This is a genomic window from Sphingomonas sp. AX6 (assembly GCF_902506605.1).
Classification (GTDB): Bacteria; Pseudomonadota; Alphaproteobacteria; order Sphingomonadales; family Sphingomonadaceae; genus Sphingomonas.
Genome location: NZ_LR733979.1, coordinates 2,698,467 through 2,713,711 on the forward strand (window position 1 = coordinate 2,698,467; position 15,245 = coordinate 2,713,711).

Below are 15,245 nucleotides of genomic sequence, written 5' to 3' on the forward strand. Positions count from 1 at the left end.
CGCGGCCATCATGAACGATACCACCCCCGACCTGTCGAGCCTGTCGCTCGCCGACATCGCGCGCCTGGCCGAAGAGCATAAGCTGCCCCCCGTCGAACGCTGGAACCCCGATCATTGCGGCGACAGCGAGATGCGCATCGCGCGCGACGGTAGCTGGTTTCATCAGGGGTCACCGATCGGCCGCCCGGCGATGGTCAAACTCTTCTCGACGATCCTGCGGCGCGAGGACGACGGCAGCCACGTCCTCGTCACGCCGGTCGAAAAGCTCGATATCGAGGTCGAGGACGCGCCGTTCGTCGCGGTCGAGATGAAGGCCGACGGCGAAGGCGACGCCGCGAGGCTGCATTTTCGACTGAACACCGACGATATCGTCACCGCCGGCCCCGACAATGCGATCCGGTTCGAAGTGCATGACGACGGCCCCCGCCCCTATCTCCACGTCCGCCGCGGACTGGAGGCGCTGATTTCGCGCGCAGTCTATTACGAACTCGCCGAACGCGCACTGGCCGACGCGGGCGGCACACCCGGCATCTGGAGCGACGGCGCGTTCTTCCCGATGGAGCCTGCCCAAGGAACGAGCGAGTGACGCTCGCCGAACGACTGCGCCATGCATTGGCCGCGGTCGATCACGACCAGCTCGTCCTGCTGACCGGCGACGACCGCGACGCCGATGTGCGGGGAACAGCCGCGCTGTATGAAGCGGCAGTGCTGATCGCGGTCACCGACCGGCCGTCGCCGGGACTGATCCTGACCCAGCGTCACGACGACATGCGCAATCACGCAGGCCAAGTCGCCTTTCCGGGCGGTCGAATCGATTCGACCGATGCCGACGCCGTCGCCGCCGCATTGCGGGAAGCGAGTGAAGAAATCGCACTGGCACCCGACCAAGTGGAAATCGTCGGGATCGCCGATCGTTATCGGACCGTGACCGGGTTCGACGTGACCCCGATAGTCGGCGTCGTTGCTTCCGACATCGTGCTGACCGCCAACGAAGCGGAAGTTGCCGACATCTTCGAAGTGCCGCTCGATTTCGTGCTGGAACCTGCCAATCATCTGGAAGCCAGCGTGGAATGGCAGGGCCGCGACCGGCATTATTACGAGATTCTGTGGCAGGATCGGCGCATCTGGGGCGCGACCGCTGCGATGCTCGTGAACCTGTCGCGGCGGCTGCGGTGGAGCACGTGACGACGCTGCCCGACGCCGACTGGCGGCACCGCGATGGGCTGGCGGCGCTGACCGATGTGCTCGGCGCTGGTGCGGCCCGTTATGTCGGCGGAGCGGTGCGCGATACCCTGCTAGGCTTGCCGGTGTCCGACGTCGATATCGCCACGCGGCACGATCCCGACATGGTCATGGCAAAGCTGCGGTCGGCGGCTATCAAGCCGATCCCGACCGGCATCGCGCACGGCACCATCACCGCGATCACCGCCAGCGGGCCGGTCGAAGTGACGACGCTGCGCCGCGACGTGTCCACCGACGGCCGCCATGCCGAGGTCGCCTTCACCGACGACTGGCGCGAAGACGCGGCGCGTCGTGATTTCACGATGAACGCACTCTACGCCGATCCGCAGACTGGCGAGATTTTCGACTATTTCGGCGGGATCGATGACCTGAAGGCAGGTCGCGTCCGCTTCATCGGTGATCCGTTGCGGCGCATCGCTGAGGATCATCTGCGTATCCTGCGCTTCTTTCGCTTCATGGCACGATTCGGGGATGCGCCCGATACAAAGGGGCTTGAGGCGTGCGTCCTTCGCGCCAACGACTTGATGGCATTATCGCGCGAACGCATCGCCGACGAGTTTCTGAAATTGCTGGTCGCGCGGGATGCGGTGCGCGTGCTGCGGTTGATGACGACCCGCGGCGTTTTGTTGCCGGTCTTGCCCGAAGTGACCGAAGCGGGCGTCGATCGCCTGGCCCGGTTGTCGAGTCGCGAATCATCGCTTGGCTTCGATGCCGATCCCATCCGCCGCCTGATTGCGGTCGGCCCGCAGGATGCGGCGAAAGCCGATGGGGTCGCAGCACGGCTGAAACTATCCAACGCCCGCCGAAAGCGGATCGCCGCCGCGATCGGCGACGTGAGCGAAGCGCCTCGTCCGCTCGCTTTCCGAATCGGCAAGGAAGCCGCGATCGACCGGCTGCTACTGGCCGATCTGGACGACGCTGCGGCGCGGATTGCCGAAATCCGCGATTGGGACGTCCCCACCCTGCCCGTCTCCGGCGGAGAGATCGTCGCGCGCGGCGTGCAGGCCGGGCCGGATGTCGCACGGCTGCTCGGCGCGATCCGCGATCAGTGGGTTTCGGAAGGGTTTCCCGATACGTCCCGAGCGCGCGACATCGCCGACTCCGCGGTCGATCAGTGGTTGCGCGCCATCAGATAATCATAGGCCGCATCGGCTTCGATCGGACGCGAGAACAGATAGCCCTGACCGTAAGTGCAGCCCATTGCCGCCAGCGTTTGAGCCAGTTCGTTCTGTTCGATCCCCTCCGCTGTCGTCTGCATCCCCAGTGCCTGAGCCAGGCTGAGAATCGCGCGGACGATCGCGATTTTGTCGCGATCGGCCAGCATCCCGGCGACGAAGCTGCGATCGATCTTCAGCAGGTCGATCGGCAGTTTCTGAAGATAGGCAAGGTTGGAATAACCGGTGCCGAAATCGTCCATCGCCAGCGTCGTGCCCAGGTCGCGGAGCGCCAGCACGGTTTGCGATACGCGGTCGGGATCGCCGACGATCACGCTTTCGGTCAATTCCAGCGTCAGACGGCTGCCCGAAATGCCGTATTTTTCCAGCACGCCCCGGACCATGTTGGCAACCTGATCGCGCTGCAACTGGATCGCCGACAGGTTGACGGCCATCCGCGTTCCGCAATCGCCCCCCGCACGCGCATCCCATTCGGCAAGCGTGCGGACACATTCCTCCATCGCCCAGCGACCCAGCGGCACGATCAGCCCCGATTCCTCGGCCACAGGGATGAAATCGACCGGCGACATCTCGATCCCCTGCGCCGTCCGCCAGCGCGCCAGCGATTCGAACGAGGTGACGCGACCGGTCGCCAAATCGCAGATCGGCTGAAACGCCAGATACAAATCGCCATTGTCGAGCGCGCGGCGCAATTCGGCCTCGATCGAGAATTGTTCGCGCGCATGGTCGAAGCTGCGCGACTGATAGACTTCGACCCGGCCCGTCGATTGCGAGCGCTTGACGGCGAACTGGGCATGCCGGATCAGATCCTCGGCGCTGTCGGCATTGTCCGCGCCCAGCGCGATGCCGATCGAGCAATCCACCTGAACCTCGTGTTCGGAAAGCCGGAACGGCGTCGACAGCGCCGACTGGATACGCTTGGCGACCTGAAACGCGTCGCCCGCGCCATCTTCTACGGACAGCAGGATGCCGAATTCGTCGCCGCCGGTCCGCGCCAGGCTGTCGCGACCGCGCAGCGCCCCTTTCAGGCGGCGCGCGACCGAAATCAGCAGTTCGTCACCGGCTAGCGATCCGATACACGCGTTGATGCGGCTGAACCGCGCCAGGTCGATCGCGATCACCGCATGATGCGCCAATGCCCCGTCGGGGAGCGATTCGAGCAGCTCCTCAAACCCCGTGCGGTTGGGCAGTCCGGTCAGCGCATCGGTCGACATCTCCCGCCGCAAACTTTGTTCGGTGCGATAGCGGATGGTGTTGTCGACCAGGGTGACGAAGCACCTGCCGCTGCCCGCGCGGTTATGGCGACGGGCGAGCGTCACGCCGTATTGGCGGCTGTCGACGGCCTCACCGACTTCCCATTCGAATTCGTCGCGCAGGTCCGTACTGCCGACAAACGCCGCGATGCGCGCGGCGTTATCCTCGACGAAGACCGACTTGCCGCCGGTCGTGCCCAACCCCGCCAACCGGAACGCACGGTTGACGACGTCAAGCCGCGCCACGCCTTCGCGCACCACCACCACGCAACAGGGCACCGGCACCAGTTCGATGCCCGAAATATGATCGCTGGTGCCGGGTACGGGTGCGGGTGGCGCGGTGATGACCGGCGCGTCGCGCAACGTCTGCGCTGCAGGTTTCCTGCGAAACATTCACCACCGGCCTAGCGTCCAGTGGTTAAAAGCTCTTGAAGAAAACGCCCTCGTAATGACCTTCAGAATCGATTGTCGCGCGGAAAACCGGTCGGCGGCATCCGTCCCGCCGCACCGCGTGCTGCGCGCCAAGACCCCATATCGGCTTCGGTCCGGGTTCGCCCCTGATCGCCGCCCATCGTCCAGCTAAGTCCTTCATCTAAGCGGAAAGTTCGAGCGTCCGACAAGCCCCCGTCTCGGTAGCGCTGGATCTGGACCCCCTGCCCGCGCACCAGTTCGCCAAGCTCGGTCAGCGGGAATACCAATAGCTTGCGGTTATCCCCCACCGCCGCGACATAATCGTCGGTCTGCGCGATCGGGCGAACGAGTTTCAGGCGTGCGCCCGTTCGCGGATTCATCACCTGCTTGCCCTTGCGCGTTTCGGCGATCGCATCGGCGGTGCGCAACACGAAACCGCGCCCGTCGGTCGCAGCCAGCAGCATCCGGGGTGAGGCGCTGGCCGGCACAAGCCCGACGATCTCGCCCTCCAGGTCGATCATCGACCGCACCGGTTCCCCAAACCCGCGACCGCCCGGCAGCTTGTCGGCACCCAGCGTGTAGAACCGCCCGTTATCGGCAGCGAGCAGCAATTTGTCGGTGGTCTGCGCGTGGAACGCGAACAGCGGGCCGTCGCCTTCCTTGAACTTGGCGGCATCCGCGGCGGTCAGGTCGCCATGACCTTTCATCGCACGGATCCAGCCACGCTGCGAGAGGATGACGGTGATCGGCTCGCGCTCGATCATCGCTTCCAGCGGAATTTCGCGCGCGGGTGCCGCTTCTTCGACCAAGGTCCGGCGCTTGCCGAGTGCGGTTTCGGGACCATAGCGGTCGCGGATTTTGGCCATGTCGCGCTTCAACCGCGTGCGCTGGCGCGCCTCCGACCCCAGCAACAGGTTCAGTTCGGCCTGTTCTTTTTCCAGCGCGTCGCGTTCCTTGCGAAGCTCCATTTCCTCGAGCCGACGCAAAGACCGTAGCCGCATGTTCAGGATCGCCTCGGCCTGACGATCGGTCAGTTCGAACTCGGCGATCATCACCGGCTTGGGCTCATCCTCGGTGCGGATGATCGCGATCACGCGGTCGAGATTGAGGAAGGCGATGATATAGCCCGAGAGCAATTCCATGCGGTCGGCGATCTTGGCCAGCCGGTGCTCGCTGCGCCGGCGCAGCACGACGAACTGGTGATCGACCCAGGCCGACAGTGCTTCGCGCAGGCTCATCACCCGCGGGGTGCGGTCCTTGTCGAGGACGTTGAGGTTGAGGGGGATGCGCGTCTCTAGATCGGTCAGGCGGAACAGCCCGTCCATCATCGTCTGCGGATCGACCGTGCGGCTGCGCGGTTCGAGCACGATGCGGATATCGGCGTCCGATTCGTCGCGAATATCGCCCAGGATCGGAAACTTCTTGTCGTTGATGAGTCCGGCAACTGCCTCGATCAGCTTGCCCTTTTGCACGCCGTAGGGGATTTCGCTGACGATGACGTGCCAGCCGCCGCCTTTTTCGCGGACCATTTCCCATTTCGATCGCACGCGAAACCCGCCACGGCCCGTAACATAGCTTTCGGCAATCCCCGCGGCACTGTCGATGACGACGCCGCCGGTCGGGAAATCCGGCCCTTTCACATGGCCAAGGATCGCGGCATCGTCGGCCTCGGGCTGCTCCACCAACATGATCGCCGCGTCCAGCAGTTCGGCGGCGTTGTGCGGCGGGATGCTGGTCGCCATGCCGACCGCGATGCCGCTGGCACCGTTCGCGAGCAGATTGGGGAACAGGCCCGGAAACAGCTCGGGCTCGCTCTCTTCGCCGTTATAGGTCAGCTTGTAATCGACCGCGTCTTCGTCGAGGCCCGCCATCAGGTCCATCGCGACCTGAGTCAGCCGCGCTTCGGTGTAGCGGTAAGCGGCGGCATTATCCCCGTCGATATTGCCGAAATTGCCCTGTCCATCCACCAGCGGATAGCGCAGCGCGAAACTCTGGGCGAGCCGAACCATCGCGTCATAGACCGACTGGTCGCCATGTGGGTGGTATTTGCCGATCACGTCGCCGACGACGCGCGCGCATTTCTTGTACCCAGATGCCGGGTCGAGCTTCAGGAGTCGCATCGCCCACAGCAAGCGGCGATGCACCGGCTTCAGCCCGTCACGCACATCGGGCAGCGACCGCGCGGTGATCGTCGAGAGGGCATAGACGAGATAGCGTTCGCTGAGCGCGGAATCGAAGGGATGATCGACGATCGCGTTGAAGGGGTCGGACAAGTCGGTGGCCATATGCCGGTGGGTTAGCAGCGCGAGCGGCGCGGCGTAAGGGGGCCACTTTCTCTCCCGAGGCCGTTTGTTTCGAGCGAAGTCGAGAAACGGGACCTGAGCGCTCGTGGTGCGTTTCTCGACTTCGCTCGAAACAAACGGGTTTTGACGGGATACTCATTCCGTCCCGCCACGTTATGGTGATGCCAGGCTGTCGGTGATCGATCGCTTGCGGAGAATGATCGAATGGCGGTTGCCAGCTATCTGAACGCGATTGAGACTGCCCTTCCTCCGCACGATGTCCACCGGGCTTTCATCGATTGGGCTACCGCGCAACTGACGAACGAGCGCGAACGGGCGATCTTTGCGCGGATGGCCGATCGCGCCGGGATTGCGCACCGAATGAGCATCTTGCCCCCTCCGAAGTGCGGCGGGACGCAGACCGATCCGGGTGGATTTTACGGCGACGCCTGGCCCGGAACCGCCGAGCGGATGCGGTTATATGCCGAGCACGCGCCTCGGCTGGCGGCGGAAGCGGCGGGCAAGCTGGGGCCGCTGGACCGCGTCACGCATCTGGTGCTCGCCAGTTGCACGGGGTTCGTCGCGCCTGGGATCGACCAGATTCTCGCTCGACAATTGGGCCTGAGCGATACGGTCGAGCGCACGCTGATCGGCTTCATGGGCTGTTACGCGGCGGTTACTGCGCTCAAGACCGCGCATCATATCGTCCGCTCCGAACCCGATGCCCGCGTGCTGGTCGTGACGGTCGAGTTGAGCACCTTGCACCTCCAGCAATCGAGCGACCTTGAATCCCTGCTCGCCATGCTGTTGTTCGCGGACGGTGCCGCAGCGGCGCTAGTGACCAGTGATGCGGCTGGACTAGAAATAGAAGCCCCCTTCGCGCTAGCCTTGCCCGATAGCGACGCGCTGATCACCTGGAACGTCGGCGACACAGGCTTTGCGATGGGCCTGTCGGGCGAAGTGCCGGGGCGTATTTCGAGCGCGCTGGCGACCGACGCGTTCCTTGCGCGCATCGGCGATCCGCAAGCGATCGACAGTTGGGCCGTCCATGCCGGGGGACGATCGGTGCTCGACGCGGTCGAAAACGGGCTGTCGCTGCCCGCTCATGCGCTGGAGGAATCACGCTCGGTGCTGCGCGATCACGGCAATATGAGTTCTTCTACCCTGATGTTCGCGCTGGAACGAATCCTGGCGGGCAAGCCCGTCGGATCGGGCGTGGCGCTTGCCTTCGGCCCCGGTCTGGCGGTCGAGGGCTTTCGTTACTGCTCGCCATGACCCGCCTGTCGGTCCGCTCGCTCGCCGAGGAGCAGATGGATGCGCCCGACCTGCCGCCTGCGACCTATGACGCGGTGCTGGCCGATCTGGCGCGGGTCAACCGGTGGACGCTGGCGGCGCGACCGACGATCGGGTTTCTGGACCGGCTGGCAAAACGAGACGACACGCTGCGCATTCTCGACGTCGGTTTTGGACAGGGCGACATGCTCCGGCGGATCGCCCGCTGGGCCGAGCAAAAGAACGTGTCGGTCGATCTGGTCGGGATCGATCTGAACCCCCGTTCCGCGCCCGCCGCACGTGCCGCCACCGCGGCCGCGATGCGGATCGACTATCGCACCGGCGATTATGCCGATCTCATGGATGAGCATTGGGACGTGATCCTCTCCAGCCTGGTCGCACACCATATGAGCCGCTCGCAACTGGTCGCCTTCCTGCGCTTCATGGAAACACACGCGCGGCGCGGCTGGCTGATCAACGACCTTCACCGCCACCGCTTCGCCCATGCCGGCTACCCTCTGCTGGCGCGCATCCTGCTGACCCACCGCATCGTCCGCGAAGACGGGACATTGTCGATCGCGCGCGCCTATCGCCCAGACGAATGGGCACCGCTGCTGGCAGAGGCGGGATTAGCGGAGGCGCAGGTCGTCCGCCGCTTTCCGTTCCGGCTTTGTGTCGAACGATGCCACTGATTGTGGGCGGCGGCCCGGCGGGTGCTGCCGCGGCGATCGGACTGGCAAGCGCTGGTCTTTCGCCGACGATATTGGAGCGCAGCAATGGCGAGCAGGACGCGCTGTGTGGCGGGTTCCTGAGCTGGAATACCGTTCGGCAACTGGCCGATCTGGGCATCGATACAGCGTTGTTGGGCGGTCATCCGGTCGATCGCCTCGCCCTGTTCGCAGGCAAGCGCACTGCCCGCTTCGCCCTTCCCGCACCGGGTGTCGGGTTGTCGCGCAGGACGCTGGACGCCGCGATGCTGGATGCGGCGCGACAGGCGGGCGCGGAAATTCGGTACGGCGTCACCGTGCGCCGGGTCGAACCGGGGACGCTTTATCTCGCCGATGACAGCATATTGCGCGCCAATCGCATCGTCCTGGCGACCGGCAAACACGACCTGCGTGGTATGGCGCGGCCCGTAGTCTGCGATGACCCAGCGATGGGCCTGCGCTGGCGGTTCCGCGCCAGCCCTGCGCTCGCCGAACGCATTGCGGGCGCGATCGAGCTGCACCTGTTCGACCATGGCTATGCAGGGCTGGTGATGCAGGAAGACGGCCACGCCAACCTGTGTCTGGCCATCCGCCATAGCGCGTTCGTAGCGGCCGGACAGCGGCCGGAGGCAGTGCTGGCGGGATTGATCGACCGCGAACCTGCCCTGCGCCAGCGTCTGGACGAGGAACATCCCGGCCCCGCACAGGCCATCGCCAACGTCCCCTATGGCTGGCGCGCGACGGCACGCGACGCGCATGGCCTATACCGGGTGGGCGATCAGGCGGGCGTTATCCCTTCGCTTGCGGGCGAAGGTGTGGGGATCGCGCTGGCGACCGGCACTACGGCGGCGCGGGCAATTCTGGAGGGCGAGGCTCCGTCCGCATTCCAGCACGATCTCGCGCGCCGCCTGCGCCGTCCGATCGCCACGGCGTCGTTGCTTTGGCACGCCGCAGAACGCCCGATGCTGGCGACAGCAGCCTTGCCAATTATTGCGCACCTGCCCGGGGTGGTCGAACGCGCGATGCGGATGACCCGGGTGTCCATAACACAGACCTCGACGAACTCGCCCGTCCTCCTATAGTCGTTGGTTAACCGGGGGATGTCGATGAATCTTAAAGTCTGGCCATGCCTGACCGCGATGTGCCTGATCGTCGGCGGATGCAGCGATCGCGGGCAACCGGCACAGGAAGAACTGGCGACGATGGACGCGGCCGAACCCGTTGCCGCCAAAGCCGGTGACGACGCGAACGGCCCGGCTCCGGTCGAGGCGGCATTGCCGCGCATCGCTTATATGTATCGCATGAGGTTCCGCATCCCGACGTCCGCGATCGCGCGGGTCCAGGATACCCATCTCGCGTTATGCGACCGGCTGGGCGCACAGCGCTGCCAGATCGTCGAGATGCAACGCACGAGCGCCGAAGAAAGCTATTTGGGCGGCTCCCTCAAACTGCGCGTCGCCGCCGATGTCGCGCGACGGTTTCAATCCGATCTCACGCGCCTTTCCGACGAAGCCGGAGGTCGCGCCATCGACAGCGCGATCGAGGCGGAGGACGTGTCCAAAGCGATGAGCGATACCCAAGCGCGGATCGCCCAACGGACGCTGCTGGTCGAACGGCTGACCGGCGTGCTGCGCAGCCGAACCGGCACCGTCGCCGAACTGGTCGAAGCGGAACGCAGCGTCGCCCAGGCACAGGAAGAACTCGATCAGGCACGCGGGTGGCTGGCCGAACTTCGCACCCGGGTCGCGACATCGACCTTCGAAATACAATATTCGACTGCCGCCCCCGCATCAGGCCCGCTGGGCAACAAGATGGCGGACACCCTGGCACAGTCGGGCAGCCTGTTCACGGCGTCATTGCAGGCATTGCTGCTGCTGGTCGTCGCGATCGTGCCGTGGCTGCTGGTGATTATTCCCGGTATCTTCCTGTTCCGCCGTCTGCGGCGGCGGGGTGTGATCGGGATGAAGGCGGATCGAGAAGAAATGTCGGAAACGCCTCCTGTACCGAAGGATTAGGCCGTCAGACCGCATCTTGCCATGCGCGGTGATAATGCGGGAACAGGACGCGGGCGATTGTCGCACGTCCGCGCCCGCGTTACCCACGGCTGATGCGTATCCTCCTTGCCGCCCCGGCGCTGGCGCTTGCCGCCTGTACCCCCGCCACCAGCCCGACCCCGCCATCGACCGACACCGCGGCCTTGATGACCTGGGGCGACCTGACCGCGCGTGTTCGACCGAAGACCGATGCGACCATCGCCTACGGCGCAGACGCGGTTCAGAAAGTCGATGTCTGGCTCCCCAGCACGCCCGGTCCGCATAAGACCGTGCTGATGGTGCATGGCGGCTGCTGGACCACAGGCATCGCCGATCGCACGCTGATGGACTGGGCGGCGGCGGATTTGCGCGATGCGGGCTATGCGGTTTGGAATATCGATTATCGCGGGATCGATGTCGGCGGCGGCTATCCCGGCACGTTTGCCGATGCAGGCGCGGCGGCGGATGCGTTGCGGGTCCATGCGGAGCGGTTTGGGCTCGACACGCGCAAGATCGTGGCGGTCGGGCATTCGGCGGGCGGGCATCTCGCCTTATGGCTGGCGGCGCGACCGAAATTGCCCCCAGACAGCCGCTTGCGAACCGCCGATCCGCTGCCCATCGCGCATGTCGTCAGTCTCGGCGGGCTGCCCGATCTCGAACGCACCGCGGATACGCCGGACAATGGCTGCGGGGTGAAAGTCGTTGCCGATCTTGTCGCGGGCGCGAACCCGGTGGACCGATATCGCGACACCTCGGTCGCGCGATTGTTGCCGATCGGGGTGCCGCAGGATCATGTCGCGGGATTGCAGGACCGCATCATCCCGCTCGACCTCAAGACCGACTTCGTCGCCAAGGCGAAAGCGGCGGGCGATCAGGCGACTCTCCACCGTATCGACCGGACCGGCCATGTCGAACTGGTATCGCCGGGCACCGCCGCGTGGGACAAGACACGCGAGCTGATCGCGAAGGCGTTCGCGGAATGATGACACTCGACGAAGCCCGCGCATTGGACGCCGCCGATCCGTTCGCCATGCATCGTGCTCGGTTCGCGATTCCCGACGGCGTGATCTATCTCGACGGCAATTCGCTTGGCGCGCTGCCTCGCGCGACCATCGACACGGCCCGCGACACGGTGGCGCACCAATGGGGCGATCGCCTGATCCGTAGCTGGGGCGAAGGCTGGATGGACGCGCCTGCCCGCATCGGTGCCAAGATCGCGGCCCTGATCGGCGCCAAGTCGAACGAGGTGATCGTTGCCGATTCGACCTCCACCAATTTGTTCAAGCTGATCGTCGCCGGGCTGCGCCACGATCCCACGCGGACGGTGGTGGTCAGCGAAGCGGGCAATTTCCCGACCGATCTTCACATCGCCGAGGGTGCGGTCGCATGCGTGCCCGGCACGACGCTCAACGCCGTTCCCCGCGACCAACTCGCCGACGCGATCGACGATAGAACGGCGCTCGTCCTGCTCACCCATGTTCATTACAAGACCGCCGAGCGCTTCGACATGGCCGCATGGACCGCCCGGGCGCATGATGCAGGCGCTTTGATTTGCTGGGACCTGTCGCATTCGGCGGGCGCAGTACCCGTCGATCTAGGCGACGCGGACTGCGCGGTCGGTTGCGGATACAAGTTCCTGAACGGCGGCCCCGGCGCGCCCGCCTATCTGATGGTGGCAGAGCGGCATCAGGCGGACTGGGCCAACCCTATCAGCGGCTGGATGGGCCACGCCGCCCCCTTCGCCTTCACCGATCCCTACGAACCCGGTCACGGCATGGAACGCTGGCGCTCGGGCACGCCGGCTATGCTGGCGATGAACGCGCTCGAGTCCGGCATCGACGAGATGGCCGGCATCGACATGACCGCATTGTTTGCGAAGAGCGCGGCACTGTTCGACAGTCTCGCCGCGCAAGGCGACGCCATCGGCCTCGAATGCGTATCGCCGCGCGAGCCCGCGAGCCGCGGTAGCCATATCGGTTTTCGCCATCCCCGCGCCCGCGAGATCGTCGACGCCCTGATCGAACGCGGCGTCATCGGCGATTTCCGAGATCCCGACATCATGCGCTTCGGCCTGACCCCGCTCTACCTCAGCCATGAGGACATCGTGCGCGCCGGGGAGATCATCGCGCAAACCGTCGCCGATTTCCCGCGCGATTGATTGCGCGCCCAACCCCGTTTCGATATAGGCGCTGGCATCATTCGCCCCGGCTGCCCCCGCGCCGCCGGGGCAATCGCTTTTGACGAAGGGGCCGCACCCGATGGCACGTCGCCGCCAGATCTACGAAGGCAAGGCCAAGATCCTGTACGAGGGTCCGGAACCCGGCACGCTGATCCAGTATTTCAAGGACGACGCAACCGCCTTCAACGCCCAGAAAAAGGGCACGATCAACGGCAAGGGCGTGCTGAACAACCGGATTTCCGAGCATATCTTCACCCTGCTCGGCCATATCGGCATCCCCACCCACTTCATCCGCCGCCTCAACATGCGCGAGCAGTTGATCCGCCAGGTCGAGATCGTGCCGATCGAGGTCGTTGTGCGCAACGTCGTCGCCGGTTCGCTGTCAAAGCGGTTGGGAATCGAGGAAGGCCAGCAGCTTCCCCGCACGATCGTCGAATATTATTACAAGGATGATGCGCTGGGCGACCCGATGGTCACCGACGAGCATATATTGGCGTTCGGCTGGGCGCAGCAGGAAGAACTGCACGACATGGCCGACATGGCGATCCGCGTGAATGATTTCATGTGCGGGCTATTCGCTGGGATCGGCATCCGCCTCGTGGATTTCAAGCTCGAATTCGGGCGCATCTATGACAATGAATTCAGCCGCATCATCCTGGCCGACGAGATCAGCCCCGATGGCTGCCGCTTGTGGGACATGGCGAGCGGCGAAAAGCTGGACAAGGATCGATTTCGCCGCGATCTGGGCGGCGAAGTCGAGGCCTATCAGGAAGTCGCCCGGCGGCTGGGATTGCTGCCGGAGGGTGGCGAGACGGCGGTGCTGGATCTCGAAACGCATCGGAAGAAGCGGGGGAAGTAAGGGGCGCTTTGCCTCTCCCCAAACCGTTGGTGTCGAGTAGGGTTCGAGCGAAGTCGAAAACCCGTATCGAGACAGGGTCGCGATTAGCTCTCTTCCCTCCCTCGATACGCTTTCTCGACAAGCCCGAAGGCTACTCGGGACAAACGGATTGGGTTGAGGGTTTGGGACTGGATTGCCGGTAGGCTCTCGCCAAGCGCCGCGCTATCCCTTCATGCATGATCTATGACGCGATCGTCATCGGCGGCGGGCATAACGGCCTGGTGTGCGCCTTCTACCTTGCCAAAGCGGGGCTAAAGACCTGCGTCCTCGAAGCGCGTTCCATCGTCGGTGGTGCCGCGGTCACCGAGGAATTCGCTCCCGGTTTCCGCAACTCGACCGCCAGCTACACGGTCAGCCTGCTCCAGCCCAAAGTCATCGCGGACATGGCCCTGCACGACCACGGCCTGCGCATGGTTCACCGCCCCGCCGCCAATTTCATGCCGCTGCCCGATGGCCGCCACTTGATCGCGCATAACGACACCGCTCAGACCCAGGCTGAATTCGCGAAATTCTCAAGAAAAGACGCCGAACGCCTGCCCGCTTATGGCGACGCGCTGGAAAAAATCGCCGATGTGTTGCGCACCTTTGCCTTGAAGGCACCGCCCCAGCCGGGCGGCGGCATCCCATCCATGATCGCCGCACTGGGCCAAGGACGCACCGCCGCGAACCTCTCGCGCGAAGCCCAGCGCGACCTGATCGAATTATTCACAAAAAGCGCCGCCGAGTTCCTCGACGGCTGGTTCGAAAGCGACCCCGTCCGCGCGCTGTTCGGGTTCGACGCGGTGGTCGGCAACCATGCCAGCCCCTACACGCCGGGTTCGGCCTATGTCCTGCTCCACCACATCTTCGGCGAGGTGAACGGGCGGCGCGGCGCATGGGGCCATGCGATCGGCGGCATGGGCGCGATTACCCAAGCGATGGCGCGCGCCTGCGAAGGCGCGAGCGTTACGATCCGCACCGAAAGCCCGGTCGCGCGCATATTGACCGACCAGGGCCGCGCATCGGCAGTTGAACTCGAAAGCGGAGAGACGATCGCGGCGAAGATCGTCGCCGCCAATCTCGGGCCAACGCCGCTGTTCCAGAAGCTCTGTGACCCAGCGGACCTGCCCGCCGATTTCCGCGCCCGCATCGCGCGCTACAAGACCGGATCTGGCACCTTCCGAATGAACGTCGCGCTCAGCGAACTGCCGCGCTTCACCGCCTTGCCCGAGCCGGGCGCGCATATGAGCGCGGGCATCATCATGGCCCCAAGCCTCGACTATATGGATCGCGCGTTCGATGATTCGAAGACGCTCGGCTGGTCGCGCCAACCCATCGTCGAAATGCTGATCCCCTCCACGCTCGACGACAGCCTCGCCCCACCCGGCGCACACGTCGCCAGCCTGTTTTGCCAGCAGTTCGCTCCCGTCCTGCCGGGTGGCCGAAGCTGGGACGACGCGCGCGAAGCCGCCGCCGATACCGTGATTGCCACGGTCGAGACCTATGCCCCCGGTTTCAAGGCAAGCATCGTCGCGCGCCAGATTCACTCGCCGCTCGACCTCGAACGTAAATTCGGCCTTGCGGGCGGCGACATCTTCCATGGTCGGATGAGTCTCGACCAACTATGGGCCGCGCGGCCCGTGCTCGGCCATGGCGATTATCGCAGCCCCATCCCCGGCCTCTACATGTGCGGATCGGGCACGCATCCTGGCGGCGGCGTCACCGGCGCACCGGGGCATAATGCTGCGCACGCGATCCTGCGCGACCGATCGATGCTCGGGCGACTTGTCGGCAAGCGCCGCCACGCCTAATCG

General features: G+C 65.0%; 13 protein-coding genes. 11 read left to right on the forward strand and 2 right to left on the reverse strand.

The genetic code is table 11. From position 1 onward, the window contains the following. Window positions 1-10 precede the first annotated feature (10 nt). Genes ENHY17A_RS12990 through ENHY17A_RS13000 form a run of 3 tightly spaced genes read left to right on the forward strand, consistent with a single transcriptional unit; the run spans window position 11 to window position 2,378 of the window. A complete protein-coding gene (locus tag ENHY17A_RS12990) occupies window positions 11-586 on the forward strand; it encodes a DUF1285 domain-containing protein (protein WP_159713314.1) in 576 nt (191 codons plus the stop codon). Further along, window positions 583-1,185 (forward strand): CoA pyrophosphatase, encoded by a 603-nt coding sequence (locus tag ENHY17A_RS12995; protein WP_159713316.1) that lies wholly within the window; start codon window positions 583-585, stop codon window positions 1,183-1,185. The genes ENHY17A_RS12990 and ENHY17A_RS12995 overlap by 4 nt, the downstream gene beginning before the upstream one ends. Beyond that, complete coding sequence (locus ENHY17A_RS13000; RefSeq protein WP_159713318.1) at window positions 1,173-2,378, forward strand: CCA tRNA nucleotidyltransferase; 1,206 nt, start codon at window positions 1,173-1,175, stop codon at window positions 2,376-2,378. Before ENHY17A_RS12995 ends, ENHY17A_RS13000 begins: the two co-directional genes overlap by 13 nt. On the opposite strand, the gene ENHY17A_RS13005 is transcribed toward ENHY17A_RS13000, so the two are convergent. Beyond that, entirely contained in the window at window positions 2,354-4,063 is a 1,710-nt protein-coding gene (locus ENHY17A_RS13005; protein WP_159713320.1) for a putative bifunctional diguanylate cyclase/phosphodiesterase, read from the reverse strand. The two genes, ENHY17A_RS13000 and ENHY17A_RS13005, sit on opposite strands and share 25 nt — an antisense overlap. Window positions 4,064-4,125: 62 nt before the next feature. Further along, window positions 4,126-6,366 carry a DNA topoisomerase IV subunit A gene (gene parC / locus ENHY17A_RS13010; protein ID WP_159713322.1) on the reverse strand — a complete coding sequence of 747 codons (2,241 nt, stop codon included), beginning with the start codon at window positions 6,364-6,366 and terminating at the stop codon, window positions 4,126-4,128. Window positions 6,367-6,588: 222 nt separating this feature from the next. On the opposite strand from parC, the gene ENHY17A_RS13015 reads away from it, so the two are divergent. The 8 genes from ENHY17A_RS13015 to ENHY17A_RS13050 all read left to right on the forward strand — a co-directional run bounded on the left by ENHY17A_RS13015 (window position 6,589) and on the right by ENHY17A_RS13050 (window position 15,242). Beyond that, window positions 6,589-7,638 (forward strand): type III polyketide synthase, encoded by a 1,050-nt coding sequence (locus ENHY17A_RS13015; protein ID WP_159713324.1) that lies wholly within the window; start codon window positions 6,589-6,591, stop codon window positions 7,636-7,638. Further along, complete coding sequence (locus tag ENHY17A_RS13020) at window positions 7,635-8,327, forward strand: methyltransferase domain-containing protein (protein ID WP_159713326.1); 693 nt, start codon at window positions 7,635-7,637, stop codon at window positions 8,325-8,327. Before ENHY17A_RS13015 ends, ENHY17A_RS13020 begins: the two co-directional genes overlap by 4 nt. Further along, window positions 8,318-9,424 carry an NAD(P)/FAD-dependent oxidoreductase gene (locus tag ENHY17A_RS13025; RefSeq protein ID WP_236547973.1) on the forward strand — a complete coding sequence of 369 codons (1,107 nt, stop codon included), beginning with the start codon at window positions 8,318-8,320 and terminating at the stop codon, window positions 9,422-9,424. Before ENHY17A_RS13020 ends, ENHY17A_RS13025 begins: the two co-directional genes overlap by 10 nt. 24 nt (window positions 9,425-9,448) lie before the next feature. After that, entirely contained in the window at window positions 9,449-10,357 is a 909-nt protein-coding gene (locus tag ENHY17A_RS13030; RefSeq protein WP_159713330.1) for a DUF4349 domain-containing protein, read from the forward strand. A gap of 92 nt (window positions 10,358-10,449) precedes the next feature. Then, window positions 10,450-11,358, forward strand: a complete 909-nt coding sequence (locus ENHY17A_RS13035) for an alpha/beta hydrolase (protein ID WP_201296402.1) — start codon at window positions 10,450-10,452, stop codon at window positions 11,356-11,358. Next, window positions 11,358-12,533 (forward strand): kynureninase, encoded by a 1,176-nt coding sequence (locus ENHY17A_RS13040; protein ID WP_159714632.1) that lies wholly within the window; start codon window positions 11,358-11,360, stop codon window positions 12,531-12,533. The genes ENHY17A_RS13035 and ENHY17A_RS13040 overlap by 1 nt, the downstream gene beginning before the upstream one ends. Before the next feature lie 100 nt (window positions 12,534-12,633). After that, window positions 12,634-13,413: a phosphoribosylaminoimidazolesuccinocarboxamide synthase gene (gene purC, locus ENHY17A_RS13045; protein WP_159713332.1), complete on the forward strand. Its 780-nt coding sequence runs from the start codon at window positions 12,634-12,636 to the stop codon at window positions 13,411-13,413. Window positions 13,414-13,628: 215 nt separating this feature from the next. Continuing rightward, complete coding sequence (locus tag ENHY17A_RS13050; protein ID WP_159713334.1) at window positions 13,629-15,242, forward strand: phytoene desaturase family protein; 1,614 nt, start codon at window positions 13,629-13,631, stop codon at window positions 15,240-15,242. Window positions 15,243-15,245 lie beyond the last annotated feature (3 nt).

Excerpts from the sequence above, each read along its gene's own strand:
- ENHY17A_RS12990 (WP_159713314.1), top strand. The coding sequence starts at position 11 with ATGAACGATACCACCCCCGACCTGTCGAGCCTGTCGCTCGCCGACATC.
- ENHY17A_RS13005 (WP_159713320.1), bottom strand. The coding sequence starts at position 4,063 with ATGTTTCGCAGGAAACCTGCAGCGCAGACGTTGCGCGACGCGCCGGTC.
- parC (WP_159713322.1), bottom strand. The coding sequence starts at position 6,366 with ATGGCCACCGACTTGTCCGACCCCTTCAACGCGATCGTCGATCATCCC.
- ENHY17A_RS13015 (WP_159713324.1), top strand. The coding sequence starts at position 6,589 with ATGGCGGTTGCCAGCTATCTGAACGCGATTGAGACTGCCCTTCCTCCG.
- ENHY17A_RS13020 (WP_159713326.1), top strand. The coding sequence starts at position 7,635 with ATGACCCGCCTGTCGGTCCGCTCGCTCGCCGAGGAGCAGATGGATGCG.
- ENHY17A_RS13025 (WP_236547973.1), top strand. The coding sequence starts at position 8,318 with ATGCCACTGATTGTGGGCGGCGGCCCGGCGGGTGCTGCCGCGGCGATC.
- ENHY17A_RS13030 (WP_159713330.1), top strand. The coding sequence starts at position 9,449 with ATGAATCTTAAAGTCTGGCCATGCCTGACCGCGATGTGCCTGATCGTC.
- ENHY17A_RS13035 (WP_201296402.1), top strand. The coding sequence starts at position 10,450 with ATGCGTATCCTCCTTGCCGCCCCGGCGCTGGCGCTTGCCGCCTGTACC.
- ENHY17A_RS13040 (WP_159714632.1), top strand. The coding sequence starts at position 11,358 with ATGACACTCGACGAAGCCCGCGCATTGGACGCCGCCGATCCGTTCGCC.
- purC (WP_159713332.1), top strand. The coding sequence starts at position 12,634 with ATGGCACGTCGCCGCCAGATCTACGAAGGCAAGGCCAAGATCCTGTAC.
- ENHY17A_RS13050 (WP_159713334.1), top strand. The coding sequence starts at position 13,629 with ATGATCTATGACGCGATCGTCATCGGCGGCGGGCATAACGGCCTGGTG.